The sequence below is a fragment of the Microvirga calopogonii genome (assembly GCF_003347665.1).
GTDB classification, from domain to species: Bacteria; Pseudomonadota; Alphaproteobacteria; order Rhizobiales; family Beijerinckiaceae; genus Microvirga; species Microvirga calopogonii.
In genome coordinates this window covers 104901-119205 of sequence record NZ_QDGA01000014.1, presented here as the reverse complement: position 1 = coordinate 119205, position 14305 = coordinate 104901, and the positions used below count along the sequence as shown (strand labels likewise).

Genomic DNA, 14305 nt, shown 5'->3' with positions numbered 1-14305 from the left:
TTTACGTTTCGACCACGGGCAGCGACTCGAACTCGGGGGCTTCGGGCAGCCCGGTCAAATCGATCACCAAAGCCGCCGGGCTCGCCAAGGCGGGCGACACCGTGCTGGTCTCCGGCGGCGTCTACAACGGCAACGTCTCCATCTACAACAGCGGCACCGCCTCGGCGCCGATCACCATCAAGGCCGCCGACGGCGCGCATGTGGTCATCGACGGCAGCCAGTCCGCCTCGGGCTCGGATCTCGTCACCATCACGGGCGACTACGTCACCTTCCAGGGCTTCGAGGTGCGCAACGCCAAGCGCGGCGGCATCAGCCTGTGGGAGACCCATGACACCAAGATCCTCGACAACAACGTGCACGACAGCGTGCGGGTCGGCATCTGGGCCGGCGGCAATGTCGGCAACTCCTACAACAACCTGATCGACGGCAACGAGGTCTGGCACAACGTGCTGGAGAACAGCAGCCGCTCGATGACCGGCGGCGGCTGGGCGCAGGGCATCAGCCTGGACAAGTCGGACGGCAGCGTCATCAGCAACAACTACGTGCACGGCAACTACGGCGAGGGTGTCGGCGCGATGTTCACCAAGGATGCCAAGATCACCGGCAACAAGGTCTACGACAGCTTCAGCGTCGGCATCTACCTCGACAACGCGCAGGGTGCGGTGGTGCAGTCCAACACCGTGGCGCACACCTACGACACGGACTTCTACCGCGGCGGCAAGCCGGCCACGGGCATCGAGATCGCCAACGAGAGCGGGGATCGCCAGCTTCCGTCCTCGGGTCTGGTGGTGACCAACAACGTGCTCGGCGGTGTGGGCGACGTGCATTACAGCACCTACGGCGCCAACACCGGACTGGTGAACTCGACGGTTGAGTCCAACACCATCTACAGCAGCCCGGATTCCATCGCGGCGCCCGCCCAATCGTCGTCAGCGTCCGCTCCGGCTCCGGCGCAGCCCGTCCCCACTCCTGCGGACAATTCGGCCACCACTGACGCCGGCGATTCGCTGACGAGCAATGCACATGGCGCATTCGTCTTCGACACAGCCCTCGGAAAGGGCGTCAAGGTCATCACCGACTTCGATACGGCCCACAACACGATTCAGCTTGATCACAGCATCTTCACGGAGCTGACCAAGACCGGCGCGTTGTCCCCGCGCTTCTTCGAATTGAATGACACGGCCAAGGAGCAGAACGATCACATCATCTACGACAGGACCACGGGCGAACTCTCCTACGACGCCGACGGTTCGGGTTCGGGTGCTGCCGTGAAGTTCGCGGTGATCGAGAACAAGGCTGCGCTCACCGCTGCCGACTTCTTCGTCATCTAACAACCGTCTATGCCGACATGAATGACGCGGTCGGTTGACACAAGGCCGCGTCATTCATCTTCCGCGAAAGCCCTTTGCCGCTTTCGCACTCCAAACGCCGCTGCATGGCCAGCACCAAGTGGTGCACGGTCGCGGCTCATCGGAGAACCGCTTCACTCCTTCTCCGCCGGGATCTTGCCGATTGTAATCGGCAAGTCGGGGATGCGTTTCCCGGTGGCGTGATAGATCGCGTCGGCGACCGCGGCCGCCGTTCCGACGATGCCGATCTCGCCCGGGCCCATGTTGACGGATCGCTGGATCTGGGACCATATCGGGCCGATGAGCAATGTTGCGGCAATCATCCTCGCCGCCGGGCGGGGCACACGTTTCGGGACGGATCCGAAACTGCTGGCCCGCATGGCCGGCCGTCCCTTGGTGCAGCACGTGGCCGACGCCGCCCTCGGATCACTGGCTGATTCCGTAATCGTGGTCACGGGCCACCATGCCGCCGAGGTCGAGAACGCGTTGGCAGGACGTCCGGTCCACATCGTCCGGAACGTCGCTTTCATGGACGGTCTTTCGACATCGCTGAAGGCCGGGTTTGCGGCCCTGCCGTCCGGGGCTCGGGCGGCCGTCATACTCCTGGGCGACATGCCCCTCATCAAGGCCCGCCTGATCGATACCCTTGTGCGTGAGTGGCAGCGAACGGGCGAACCGATGGCGCTGGTGCCGACGATCGGTGGCCGGCGAGGCAACCCGGTCGTGCTCTCGCGCAAACTCGCGGACCGGATCGAACAGCTTTCAGGCGACAGCGGCGCGGGGCCGATCCTGCGCGGACGGTCCGACGTGCTGGAATGCCCGGTCGACGATCCGGCGATCCTTCAGGACGTCGATACTCCGGCGGATTTCGGCCATGTCAGCCGCGAACCATGGCAGAGCTAGAAAAACGCCGCTGGGGGACGACCTCACCGTCCGGCGGGCCTGCTTCCCCTGAGGATTCGCAGGCTGCTCGTCACACAGCCGACCAGCGACAGGGCTGCTCCCAACCACAGGATGATGGTTGTCGGGCTACCGGAAACCAGGCCGAAGAGAACCGCCGCCAGGGCCGCTCCGAGGGACTGGCCCACCAGTCGGGCCGAGGATTGCATGCCGCTCGCTCCGCCGCTGCGTTCCGGCGGCGCGCTGGTGATGATGGCCTTGTTGTTGGGAGACTGGAACAGGCCGAACCCCAGACCGCAGATCGTCAGCCGCCAGATGATATCCGCGGTCGCCGGATTGTCCGGCAACATGGCGACGAGAGCCAAGCCGGCGGAGAGGGTGGCAAGACCGAGCCCGCCTAACAGGCCGGGCGAGAAGCGGTCGGCCAGGCGGCCGGCGATGGGGGCAGCCACGGCAATCGCCAAGGGCCAGGGGGTCATGAGCATGCCCGTCTCGGCAACGCTTCGGCCCAGTTCGTCGTGGAAGTAGAAGGGAAGCGCCAGAGTGGCGAGCGCCTGCGTGGCGAACGAGCAGATCGACGTCATCATCGACAGGGCGAAGACCGGCAGCCTCAGGAGATCGAGGGGCAACAGCGGCAGTGCCAGCGAGAGCTGGTAGCGCACGAACACGAACCCCGCCACGACTGCGCCCGCGATGGCGAAGAGCGGATATGTGAAGTTGCCGGTGCTGAGGGCGTCGATCCCGGTGATCAGGAGCCCAAAGGTCAGCGCGTTGAGAGCGACGCTCCATCCGTCGAGCCGTCGGGCCGAACGGGGCGTGTCGGGCAATGTCCGAGCCGCAACGAGGAGCGCGAACACGCCGAGCGGCACGTTGATCAGGAAGAGCCAGGACCAGGACCCAACCGACAGGATCGCCGCCGCCACCGTAGGACCGGCGGCCGACGAGATGGCGACCACCAGAGCGGTGTTCCCGACGCCCCGGCCCAGGAGTTTCGTCGGATAGATGAAACGCACAAGAGCGATATTGACGCTCATGATCCCGGCTGCACCGAAGCCTTGAAGGACGCGCGCGGCGATCAGCATCGGAAAGGACCCGGCGAGGGCGCAGCCGAGCGACGACAGGGTGAACACCAGCAGCCCGGCCCAGTAGACCCGCCGGTAGCCCAGGGAATCGCCGAGGGAAGCCAGAGGCAGAAGGGAAACGGTGATGGCCAGCTGATAGGCATTGACCGCCCAGACGGTCGTGGCCGGATCCACCTGAAGCTCCCGCGCCATCACCGGAAGAGCCACGTTGACGATCGCGCTGTCCAGAACCGCCATGGTGAGGGCGATGGCGATGGCCAGGAAGGCCAGGAGACGCTCAGGATTGGGCAGGCCGTCCGTGAAGCCTGCCGCAGGCGAAGTCCGGGTTGAAGCTGTGTCCATGGTGAGGTGCTGTCGATCGGCCGGCTCGGGAGGGATATTCGAGAATCATGCGAGCTCCGGCCGAGCTTGCATGATGCCCCAGACGCAGCAGCGACCGGGAACCACCGCCGAGCGCAAGGCCTGTCACCTATGCCCTAACGTATGCTGAAACGGCTGTGAACCAAGGAATTTGTACCCTTTGTCGCAATCGAGTGAGCCTGGAACGGCTAAGCCTCTGTAAAACAACAGCCCGCACTGGAAACCCAGGATCGGCAGCGGTCGAATTTCTGCGGACAGGCCCAAGCCTGTACTTTGATCTCCGTCAATGCTTCGCCGCGCGGAGTGTCCATGTTTCTCATGGGTTCGCCGAGAGTGTCGCTCCGTCCCGTGCCGGGCTGAAGCGCATTTGGAAAGCGCCTGATCCTCCCATGCGATGAGGATGAGTGATCCACTCACGAACCGGAACAAGGGCGGAGGGCGCCATGGTCGTCAGGGTTGGGCATCGGCAGGCGCGCATGGGAGCGGCCTTTCATCGAGCGATGCCATGAAAGCTATGGTCCTCCACGAAGTGCGCATGCCCCTGATCATGGAGGAGCGCCCGCTCCCCGCCCCTGGAGCAGGCGAGATCCGCGTTGCGGTGGAAGCCTGCGCGGTGTGCCGGACCGACCTCCATGTGGTGGATGGCGACCTGCCGCATCCCAAGATTCCCGTCATTCCCGGCCACGAAATCGTCGGGCGCGTGGACGCGATCGGGCCTGGAGTCCGCAACCGCGCGTTAGGCGAGCGCGTCGGCATTCCATGGCTCGGCCATACATGCGGACATTGCCCCTACTGTATGTCCGGGCATGAGAACCTGTGCGATGCGCCGCTGTTTACGGGGTACACCCGAGACGGCGGCTTCGCCTCCCATGCCATAGCCGATGACGCTTATGCTTTCAGCTTAGCCGAGGACGGCGATCCTATCTCTCTGGCACCCCTCCTCTGCGCCGGCTTGATAGGCTGGCGCTCGCTGGTGGCCGCAGGCCCGGGCGAGAGGATCGGCATCTTCGGGTTCGGCGCGGCGGCCCATATCATCGCTCAGGTCTGCAACTGGCAGGGCCGCCGTGTCTTTGCCTTCACGAGACCGGGCGATCTTGCCGCTCAAGACTTCGCCCGCTCCCTCGGGGCCGTCTGGGCCGACGGCTCCGATCAGGAGCCGCCCGAGCGCCTCGACGCGGCCATCATATTCGCGCCCGTGGGCGCGCTCGTGCCCCTCGCGTTGCGCGCCGTGAGGAAGGGCGGACGTGTCGTCTGCGGCGGCATCCACATGAGCGACATCCCGCAATTTCCATATCGGCTTCTCTGGGAGGAGCGGCAGATCCTGTCCGTCGCCAACCTGACCCGCCGGGATGCACAGGATTTCCTGGCGATCGTCCCCGAGGCCCGGATCAGGACGCAGACGGTGCGCTACCCGCTGAAAGCCGCCAATGAGGCCTTGGACGATCTGCGATCCGGACGGCTCCAGGGAGCTGCGGTCCTGATCCCCTGAAGAGGACGAAGCAGATGTCGATGCATCCGAACACACCAGCAACCGCCCAACGAGAGGATTACATGCTCCAGAACATGCGCAACATCCTGATCGGGATTACGGAAGAAGGAGAGGCCGAGGAGCGCTCCTCCGCCCTGCCCTACGGGCTTTCGCTCGCCCGGCAGGCGAACGCCCACGTCACGGTTCAGGCGGCCTCCCTGAAGGTCACTCTGACCCATGCGTTCGTCAGCAGCTTTGCGGAAGGTCTCGTAGCCGCCGAGAACCGCCGGCTGAACGCTCTTGCCCATGCGGCCGCCGAATCCTCGCAGCGAGCCGCAGCGGCATCGGGCATCGCCTGCACCACGCAGGCGCCGCAGCTTGCCTATCCGGATCTCATCAGGAGCTTCACGCTCCTCGCACGCGCCCATGATCTGACTGTCCTCGACCTGGAGCCGATTTCCCTGGCGGTCGACCGGGGATTGATCGAAGCCGTCTTGATGGAGAGCGGGCGCCCCCTCATCGTCGTGCCCGAGGGCCGGGAGGCCTTCGAGGGAGAGCGGATCATCGTGGCATGGGACGGCAGCGCCAAGGCAGCGCGCGCCCTCAACGATGCCATGCCATTGCTCAGAGCCGCCTCACAGGTCGAACTGATCAGCGTCACGGGCGAGAAGGACCTGGCGCACGCGGTGCCGGGCGCGGAGATCGCCCCTCACCTCGCTCGCCATGGCGTCGCCGTGAACGTCCTGTCCCTTCCGGCCATGGACGGGGACGTGGCCGTGACCTTGCGCAATCACGCCCACCTGACCCGTGCCGACATGATCGTGATGGGCGCCTACGTCCATTCACGCCTGCGCGAAATGATGCTCGGAGGCACGACCCAGTCACTGCTCAAGAACACCCCGGTGCCGCTGTTCCTCTCCTATTGACCAAAGAGGCTTGCGTCTTCCCGTCGGATCTTTAGCAGAGTGGGATGCCGGCGAGCCTTTCGAGATCTGGAAGGCCCTTGCCGACCGAAGCGATCCTCGACCGGCCGGAGGCCTACTGCCAGGAATAGTTGAAGCTCACGCTGATACGCTCGCTCTCGGCCTCGTTCAGGGGAACCTCGTGGCGCAGCCAGCTTTCCCAGAGCAGCACCGTGCCCGGGATCGGCTTCATGTAGGCGAATTGCCGGTTCTCCTGCTTGGCCCTGGCCTTGCGCGGCGGCGCGGCCATCATGAAGCCGAGACGCGGGTCCTCGAGCTTGAGCGCGCTCGCGCCCTCCGGGATCGTCACGTAATAGGTGCCGCTGATCACCGAATGCGGGTGGATGTGGGACGTGTGGATGCCGCCCGGCGGAAGAATGTTGATCCACAGGCTGTCGAGCACGAGCTTGCGGCCCTGGAGGTCGAATTCCAGCTCCTTGGCGAAGCTCGCCACATGCTTGTCGAGTTCCTTCAACAGCTCGCCGAACACCGGCACCCGCCAAGGCAGATCGTTCAGGGAGGCATAGGACGTGTAGCCCGGATAGCCATGCTTGGCGCACCAGCGCTGGCCGGCCTCGTCGTCCTCGGCGATCGACAGGCAGGCCGCCTCCAGCTCCGTGTTGCGGAGTTCGGCCTTGGCGCCCGTCATCTCGGCGCGGTAGACTTTAGTGACGAAAAGCGTATCGATGCTAGACATGGCTTGGCTCTATTCCGGCTGTCGGCTTCTGTCAAAGCCATTGCCCTTCCAGGAAGGGCATCCCAACTTTCCGAACGGAAAGATTCCTCGTGGGTTGAAGGATCCACCCGGGCAACACACCTTGGCCTTATGATGTCACCCTCCCTCCTGCCGGTCTCCTCGGACGATCTCCTGACCATGGCGCGAAGCCTCGACGCGGAAAGCCTCGCGCGGGTCATCGCCCTGCGGGACTGGCTGATCACGGTGGCGGGCCAGATGGAAGATGCGAACGAGGTCCTGTCGGGCTTCCTCAACCGGCTGATCGAGCTCGGCCTGCCCATCGACCGCGCGGTGTCCGCCATCGAGACGCTGCACTCGGAATATGCGGGCATCGGGCGGTTCTGGACACGGGAGGAAGGGACCGTCGTGCGTTACCTGCCGCACGGGGACCGCCGGGAGACCGTCTACCAGACGAGCCCCTTCGCCTATGTGAACCGCACGGGGGAGTGGCTCATCCTCGATCTCACGACGACCCCCGACGATCTCTTCCCGATCATTCCGGAGCTGAAGGAAGCGGGCTATCGCCACTACGTCACCATTCCGATTCGCTTCACCAATGGAGCGGAGAATGCCATCTCCTTCGCGACGAGATCCCCCCAGGGATTCGGCACGCGCGAACTGACGATCCTGCGCATGGTGATCCCATCCTTTTCCCTCGTGACCGAGCTGCGCGCGACGAGCAACCGGCTCGACGAGGTGCTGCGCATCTATGTCGGCGACGACCCGCACAAGGCGATCCTCTCCGGTGCCATTCAACGCGGACAGGTGACGCGGATCCGTTCGGCCATCCTGTTCGCCGACATGCGCGACTACACGCATATCTCGTCGACCTTGAGCCCGGAAAGCGCGGTCGAGCTGTTGAACAACTATTTCGACTGCCTCGTGCCGCCCATCGAGGACGAGGGCGGCGAGGTGTTGAAATATCTGGGCGACGGGCTTCTCGCCATTGTGCGCGACAAGGGCGACGATACGGGTGGGGCCGCCCAATCGGCGCTCACGGCCGCCACCAAGGCGCTTCGGCGGATCGAGGCCGCCAACAACGAGGGCCGCTTTCCGGTACCGATCAATGTCGGTTTGGCCCTTCACCATGGCGACGCGGCCTACGGCAACGTGGGCTCCGGCCAGCGCCTCGACTTCACGGTGATCGGGCGCGACGTGAACCTCGCCAGCCGCATCGCGGAGCTGAACAAGAAACTCGGCGAGCCACTGCTCATGTCCAAGCCCTTTGTCGAGCATCTCTGGGGCAACCCCTCGCCGCTCGGCGCTCACGAGGTCGAAGGCTTCGCGGAGGCGATCGAGATCTACAAACCGTAGAGCATCGGACACACGTCCGATGTTCTAGATCCGCTCGCGCCCATGCGGCGCAACGAGATCCAGGATTGGACCGAGCGGCACGATCCCCGTGGGATTGATGGTCCTGTGGCTCTCGTAATAATGCCCTTTGATATGCGCCATGTTCACGGTCTCGGCGATACCGCCCGTCTGGTAGATGTCGCGCAGATAGCCGGAGAGATGCGGGTAATCCGCGATGCGGCGCAGGTTGCACTTGAAGTGGCCCACATAAACCGGGTCGAATCGCACCAGCGTGGTGAAGAGCCGGATATCGGCCTCGGTCAGCCTGCCGCCGCAGAGATAGCGGCGTGAGGACAGGCGCTCGTCGAGGAAATCAAGCGCCTCGAAAAGCGGACGAACCGCCTCTTCGTAAGCCTGCTGCGTCGTCGCGAAACCGGCCTTGTAGACCCCGTTGTTGACATTGTCGTAGATGCGCCCGTTCAGGGCGTCGATTTCACCGCGCAGGTCATCCGGCCAGTAATCGCCCGGCTTGGCGCCCAGCCCGTCGAAGGCGGAGTTCATCATGCGGATGATCTCGGCGGATTCGTTGTTCACGATGGCGCCGGTCGCCTTGTCCCAGAGGATGGGAACCGTCACGCGGCCGGTATAGTCGGGTACGGCCGCCGTATAGACCTGATAGAGATATTGCGCCCGGTTGATGGGATCGGGAACGACGCCCGGCCCGTCTTCGAACGTCCAGCCGTGGTCGAGCATGCGCCAGTGCACGACGGAGACATCGATCATACCCTCCAGGCCTTTCAGCTTGCGCATGATCAGGGTGCGATGCGCCCAGGGACAGGCGAGCGAGACATAGAGATGATAGCGGTTCGGCTCCGCCTTGAACCCGCCGGTTCCGGAGGGCCCGGGGGAACCGTCGGCGGTGACCCAGTTGCGGAAGGCCGACGGTTTGCGGACGAAACGCCCGCCAGTGCCCTTGGTGTCGTACCATTGGTCGTGCCAGACCCCGTCGATCAGCAATCCCATCCCATTCTCCACCTTTCGTCCCGTCCCCATATGGGAAGGGCTCGGCCCTGCCGGGAAAGCAGACAGATGGAGGATCCGGGCGGGCGTCAAGGGGGACGGGTCATCACGGCGTCGAGGATCGGTGCATCGGCCCGGACGGGTGCAGGACAAAACCGGCTTGACGGACAGTGAGATGTATTACAGGAACATGGGTGGTCTCCGGGCTCTTCCGGTGTGCCCTTTCATTTGCGTCCTGCTCATGGAAAGGACGCGGCCTGACGTCATGACAAGGGGTGACGACAGGCTATCCCCCTAGATACCCCTTGCCTTCCTTGGAAGGGCCTGTAGCTCAATGGTTAGAGCCGGCCGCTCATAACGGTCTGGTTGCAGGTTCGAGTCCTGCCGGGCCCACCACTCCCTCTCAAGGACTTAAGGCTGCCTTGTCGGAGTGATCGAGTTTCCCCACGCAGGCCGACGTATGGTGTTCCCCTTGCGGATGGATCCGGAGTGCGAATGCGTCAAGGGGGACCTCGCCTCCCGGGACCGGAAAGCGCATCCGCCGGAGTCCTGATTCGCTACCTGCCCTGTCGCGCTCGGGCAGCTTGGTTCCCGGGAACGATCAGCCGGGGTCTGAACATCCCCGAAGGGCTTGCCAGCCGTGGGCGGCGGGCGCAATGTGCAGGGAGAGCATGCAGGGACGATGCAAGCACCTATATCCTCATTGCTTATGCTTCCGATCCCAGTGCGAGTCGTAGCGCCTGCTCACCGGCAGGTGCATTCCATGCAGGCAACCGGAGCGCTTCGATGACCGGCGTCGACGATGTGGGAAAGACGATCCTCCGCAACAAGCTCCTCGGCCGGTGGGCTGCCGAGAAACTGGGCCTGACAGGCCCGGAGCTTGAGGCCTACTCCGATACTCTGGCCAGAGCCACGGTCGACCCCGAACGCAGCGACGTGTTCAGCAAGATCCGCAAGGATTTCGACGAAGCGGGCATCACGGAATCGAACGAACGGATCCTTCAAGTCATGACCGAACTGACGCTCAAGGCCGGCAACCTCATGCCAACGGCAACAGGGAATTCCGTCGACGGCGCAGCCGTGGCCCTCGCACGCAAACTCACGACGCCATGAGACCGCCTGCTGCGTGAGCACCTGCGGACGCGCGGGAGAAGACTTTCGACGTGGGTTGAGCGAGCTAGGACGCCAACGCAGAGATGCCGATATCGGGCATCGCACAATTGTCGCAGAAGCCAGAGCCTTGGAAGTGATGGGACGTCATTGCCCTGTCATGGACCGGACCTAAGCCCCGCTGCGGGGCTTGAGGTGGGTCAGTACGGATGTACTGCGGTCCGCCCACTCCTTCTGCGACAAGGGACGAAGTAAGCGGAAATGGAACTCGACGATCATCTCACAATGTGTCCACGATGGTTTCCGATCTTCCTCGTGGGGTCGGATGCATCAGCTTGGCTTTTTGTCAGGTGCCGGCATAGCGGCGTTCCTGCCCAGTTCGCCGCGACCTCGTCTCCCCTTCGGAATCGTGAGCTATGGCCTCCGCGCTCACGCGGGTCTTCCAGTGCCGCGCTGATCGAGCATCGTGCGTCAATCGAATGTCCTGGAGCGTGGTCTAAGGGCCACGTAAGCTAGCGCATCGGATGGATCCCGAAAGGCCGCTCGCCGCCGGGTCCGATTCTCCAGTGCCCGCCCGGACTGTCATGAAACTGTCACCGAAACTTCACTGTAACGGTTCTGTGACATCTGATATCGACCCCGCGTTGATTTCAGGAGAGAATACGATGGGTGTAGATAAGCAGAGTCTCCTCCAAGGCCGGCTTGCCGACTTTGAGAAGGCAGTGCGCCGTGGCAAGAAGTTCGAGAAAACTCTTCTCAAGATCATCGCGCAAAGCGAGCCGGGCTCCGACATCGAGAATCTCGCCAAATCTGTTCAGCAGGGTCTGAAGATCTTGAAGAAGGAGATCAAAAAGGCCGAGCGCTCACCCATTTCGGATGCGAAGAAAGAACTCGTTCAAAGAAAGCCCGCGTCGAAGGCGGTCACTCCGTCAGACGCGTCGGAAAAGCCCGTCCGGCGCTCGCGCAAGAAAGAGCCTGCCAGAACGGACCTGGCGACAGGTGAAAATCAGCCGATGCCTGACGCCAGCAAATAGCATCTCTGGATCGAACGCGGGTGGATGCCGCAGACTAATCAGGTCTACGTCCTAACAGGCATTCGCAGAAGCTTGATTCAGGCATTCGCTCGCCTCCACCTCTTCATGAAACAAGGGACGAGCCTCTGAAACAGAAGCATCAGCCAGGGCAATGCTGCATACGACGATGCCAAGACCGTCATGCACCTCGACCCGCCAAGGCGACGTGCTGCGAACCATCCAACTCTCAAGCAGAGATCGTGCGTCCTCGAGCGCATGCTGGCGTGCTGCAACAGGGCCAGCCAGGATGTGTCCGGTGGGATCCGGGTACAATCGCCGCCCATCTGTAAGGTGGAAGTAATAGCGCTGCATCACGGTTCGGCCACTTAAAGGAATCATTTGACAGGGCGATGACGCGCCCGCTCCGTCTATGATCTGTCATGGCCCCGGAGCACTCCCGCCTTCACGAGCAGGAGGCAACCGAACAACGATGATAGCAGCGTGACCAGGAACGCCCACCGGAAGCCGTTCGCCGTCTCGGCGACGCTCATCACATTCGACCTCGTTTTGCCGGGTTCGGCGATGGCGGCCCTACTCGAATGTCACGTCGGAACGCCACTTCACAACCTCGACAGCCTCTCTGTCGCGAGCGGCGTTCCGTTCTCACGCTCGGCATCGGCGACAGTCTCTGCGGTCGCAGCAATACTGCGCAGCCGCCGTGGAGTCCCTCTTGATGCGGCGGCCGGCTTTTGTCCGACGATGGCGTTTGAATCCCGATTTCATTCAGACCGTTCCCGGCCATTGTGACGGGAAATCCCGTATCTACGGAGACCATCCCATCAACGGCTCGTGCGTGATCCGGTCGCCATCCCGCCAAGAATGGTGGGTCCGGCCCCGTCCTGTGGTATGATGAAGACCGATCAGCCTTGGGAGAGATGAACATGCCCAAGATGAAAGCGGCCATTTTCGTCGAACCCGGACGCATCGTTCTCGATGAAAAGCCGATCCCGGATGTCGGACCGCTCGATGCGCTCGTTCGCATTACCACGACGACGATCTGCGGCACGGATGTCCACATCCTCAAAGGCGAGTATCCGGTGGCCCGTGGGCTCACCATCGGGCACGAGCCTGTCGGCATCATCGAGAAGCTCGGCTCGGCCGTGCAGGGCTACCGCGAGGGCCAGCGGGTCATCGCCGGCGCCATCACGCCGAGCGGGCACAGCGAGGCCTGTCTTTGCGGCTGTCACTCGCAGGACGGAGCCGGCACGAAACATGGTTGGAAAGCCATGGGCGGCTGGAAGTTCGGCAACACCATCGACGGTTGCCAGGCCGAATACGTGCGGGTGCCCGACGCCATGGCGAACCTCGCTCCGGTCCCGGACGGGCTCACCGATGAGCAGGTGCTCATGTGCCCGGACATCATGTCGACCGGCTTCTCCGGGGCGGAAAGCGGGCGCATCCGCATCGGCGACACGGTGGCTGTGTTCGCCCAAGGCCCGATCGGGCTCTGCGCCACGGCGGGCGCAAGGCTGATGGGCGCCACCACCATCATCGCGGTCGAGAGCGTACCTGAGCGGATCGAGATGTCGCGACGGATGGGCGCGGACCATGTGGTCGACTTCACGAAAGCGGACCCGGTCGAGGAGATCAGGCGCCTCACCGATGGGCGCGGCGTCGACGTCTCCATCGAGGCGCTCGGGCGACAGCAGACTTTCGAGGCGGCGCTGCGCGTGCTGCGTCCCGGCGGCACCCTGTCGTCGCTCGGCGTCTATTCGGGCGACCTGAAGATCCCGCTTGACGGCTTCCTGGCGGGGCTGGGAGATCACACGATCCGGACAACCCTCTGTCCAGGAGGCAAGGAACGGATGCGCCGGCTGATCGGCGCCATCGCCTCGGGGCGTGTCGACACGCGCCCTCTCGTGACGCATCGCTTCAAGCTCGATCGGATCGAGGAGGCCTACGACCTGTTCTCCCACCAGCGCGACGGCGTACTGAAGGTGGCGATCACGCCATAACCCGAGGCCGTAGCGTGAGGCCCCCGATCTGCAGCCACGATGCCGCCTGCGGTGGACAGATTGCGCCAGATCAAAGCGAGGCCCTGCTTATGATCGCATGATGGCCTCAAGGGCTCCGGCACGAAGCCGTGTCCGAGCCGATGGAGGAACGAGGCGATGACGAAGGACATCATGGTGCATCTCGACGGGAGCGCCGAGGACGAGATCCGGTTGGAGTACGGGCAGGCGATTGCGACGGCAAGCCAGTCCCATCTGATCGGGATCTTCACCAACCTGCTGTCTGACCTCACCGTTCCCATTCCGATGGATGGAGGCGGAGCCGCCATTCAGGTCCTTGCGGAACTCGACGAAAGGGCCCGGCGGGATGGGGACGTAACCGCGCAGCGTCTGACGGAGCGGCTCGCCACGCTTCAAGTGCCGCATGAATTCTGCCGGCTCGACGGGACTTACGGCGTCCTGTCCGCCGAGGTTGCGGAACTGGCGCGGTGCGCCGACCTCTTCATCGCCACGCGTCCCCAGCGCGAGCCCGATAGGACCGATTGGTCCGATCTCGCCGAGGCGGTGCTCTTCGGCAGCGGGCGGGCGCTCCTGCTCGTGCCGCCCGGGCGCCGTCGGCAAGGTCCGATCCGGACCGTGCTGGTGGCCTGGAACGGCAGCCGCGAGGCGGCCCGTGCCCTGCGCGAAGGATTGGACTTCATCGAGCAGGCGGCGCGCACCATCGTGCTCGTCATCGACCCTCCGGAAGGCACCCAACCGTGGAGCGAGGTGGAGCTCCATCTCGCGCGCCACGGCGTGGTCGCGGAAGTGGTCTCTGCCGAGAGCAGGAACCGCGGCATCGGCGATGTCATCATGGACGAGGCAAACCGCCTGTCGGCCGATCTCATCGTCATGGGTGGGTACGGCCATGCCCGGCTGAGAGAGCAGGTTTTCGGAGGTGCGACGCGGGATGTGCTCCACACCGCGGCAAGACCTGTGCTGATCGCACATTGATATCCTC

General features: G+C 63.8%; 14 protein-coding genes and 1 tRNA gene. 10 read left to right on the top strand and 5 right to left on the bottom strand.

The window, feature by feature from the left end; all coding sequences use genetic code 11:
* The coding region (locus tag DDF70_RS13845) for a right-handed parallel beta-helix repeat-containing protein (protein WP_114945440.1) at positions 1–1331 on the top strand (1331 nt) is incomplete at its 5' end.
* A 152-nt stretch (positions 1332–1483) separates the two neighbouring features.
* Here DDF70_RS13845 and DDF70_RS38745 read toward each other — a convergent pair.
* Positions 1484–1612: a hypothetical protein gene (locus tag DDF70_RS38745; protein WP_281024364.1), complete on the bottom strand. Its 129-nt coding sequence runs from the start codon at positions 1610–1612 to the stop codon at positions 1484–1486.
* On the opposite strand from DDF70_RS38745, the gene DDF70_RS13840 reads away from it, so the two are divergent.
* On the top strand, positions 1611–2252 hold the full coding sequence (locus tag DDF70_RS13840) for a nucleotidyltransferase family protein (protein ID WP_245435481.1): 642 nt from the start codon (positions 1611–1613) through the stop codon (positions 2250–2252). The two genes, DDF70_RS38745 and DDF70_RS13840, sit on opposite strands and share 2 nt — an antisense overlap.
* Before the next feature lie 23 nt (positions 2253–2275).
* On the opposite strand, the gene DDF70_RS13835 is transcribed toward DDF70_RS13840, so the two are convergent.
* A complete protein-coding gene (locus DDF70_RS13835) occupies positions 2276–3673 on the bottom strand; it encodes an MFS transporter (RefSeq protein WP_114945439.1) in 1398 nt (465 codons plus the stop codon).
* A 523-nt stretch (positions 3674–4196) separates the two neighbouring features.
* Here DDF70_RS13835 and DDF70_RS13830 point away from each other — a divergent pair.
* Positions 4197–5180 (top strand): zinc-dependent alcohol dehydrogenase family protein, encoded by a 984-nt coding sequence (locus tag DDF70_RS13830; RefSeq protein ID WP_114945438.1) that lies wholly within the window; start codon positions 4197–4199, stop codon positions 5178–5180.
* Between the two features lie 62 nt (positions 5181–5242).
* Positions 5243–6085: a universal stress protein gene (locus tag DDF70_RS13825; protein ID WP_114945437.1), complete on the top strand. Its 843-nt coding sequence runs from the start codon at positions 5243–5245 to the stop codon at positions 6083–6085.
* Positions 6086–6197: 112 nt separating this feature from the next.
* Here the strand turns inward: DDF70_RS13825 and DDF70_RS13820 are convergent, their stop codons facing one another.
* The gene (locus DDF70_RS13820) at positions 6198–6818 is read right to left on the bottom strand and encodes a TIGR02466 family protein (protein ID WP_114945436.1); all 621 of its coding nucleotides are present in this window, start codon (positions 6816–6818) and stop codon (positions 6198–6200) included.
* 177 nt (positions 6819–6995) lie between these two features.
* Here DDF70_RS13820 and DDF70_RS13815 point away from each other — a divergent pair, with 177 nt between their 5' ends.
* A complete protein-coding gene (locus DDF70_RS13815; protein WP_245435483.1) occupies positions 6996–8171 on the top strand; it encodes an adenylate/guanylate cyclase domain-containing protein in 1176 nt (391 codons plus the stop codon).
* Positions 8172–8195: 24 nt separating this feature from the next.
* Here the strand turns inward: DDF70_RS13815 and DDF70_RS13810 are convergent, their stop codons facing one another.
* Positions 8196–9173 carry a glutathione S-transferase family protein gene (locus tag DDF70_RS13810; protein ID WP_114945435.1) on the bottom strand — a complete coding sequence of 326 codons (978 nt, stop codon included), beginning with the start codon at positions 9171–9173 and terminating at the stop codon, positions 8196–8198.
* Between the two features lie 317 nt (positions 9174–9490).
* On the opposite strand from DDF70_RS13810, the gene DDF70_RS13805 reads away from it, so the two are divergent.
* The 3 genes from DDF70_RS13805 to DDF70_RS13795 all read left to right on the top strand — a co-directional run bounded on the left by DDF70_RS13805 (position 9491) and on the right by DDF70_RS13795 (position 11314).
* Positions 9491–9566 (top strand) — tRNA-Ile (locus DDF70_RS13805).
* 390 nt (positions 9567–9956) lie between these two features.
* Positions 9957–10283 carry an ATPase inhibitor subunit zeta gene (locus DDF70_RS13800; protein ID WP_114945434.1) on the top strand — a complete coding sequence of 109 codons (327 nt, stop codon included), beginning with the start codon at positions 9957–9959 and terminating at the stop codon, positions 10281–10283.
* Positions 10284–10864: 581 nt separating this feature from the next.
* The gene (locus DDF70_RS13795) at positions 10865–11314 is read left to right on the top strand and encodes a hypothetical protein (protein ID WP_162820395.1); all 450 of its coding nucleotides are present in this window, start codon (positions 10865–10867) and stop codon (positions 11312–11314) included.
* Between the two features lie 51 nt (positions 11315–11365).
* Here the strand turns inward: DDF70_RS13795 and DDF70_RS39210 are convergent, their stop codons facing one another.
* Positions 11366–11665, bottom strand: a complete 300-nt coding sequence (locus DDF70_RS39210; RefSeq protein WP_425374078.1) for a DUF6894 family protein — start codon at positions 11663–11665, stop codon at positions 11366–11368.
* Positions 11666–12234: 569 nt separating this feature from the next.
* Here DDF70_RS39210 and DDF70_RS13785 point away from each other — a divergent pair.
* Positions 12235–13308 (top strand): NAD(P)-dependent alcohol dehydrogenase, encoded by a 1074-nt coding sequence (locus tag DDF70_RS13785; RefSeq protein WP_114945448.1) that lies wholly within the window; start codon positions 12235–12237, stop codon positions 13306–13308.
* Positions 13309–13464: 156 nt separating this feature from the next.
* Positions 13465–14298 (top strand): universal stress protein, encoded by an 834-nt coding sequence (locus tag DDF70_RS13780; RefSeq protein ID WP_114945432.1) that lies wholly within the window; start codon positions 13465–13467, stop codon positions 14296–14298.
* Positions 14299–14305: the final 7 nt, after the last annotated feature.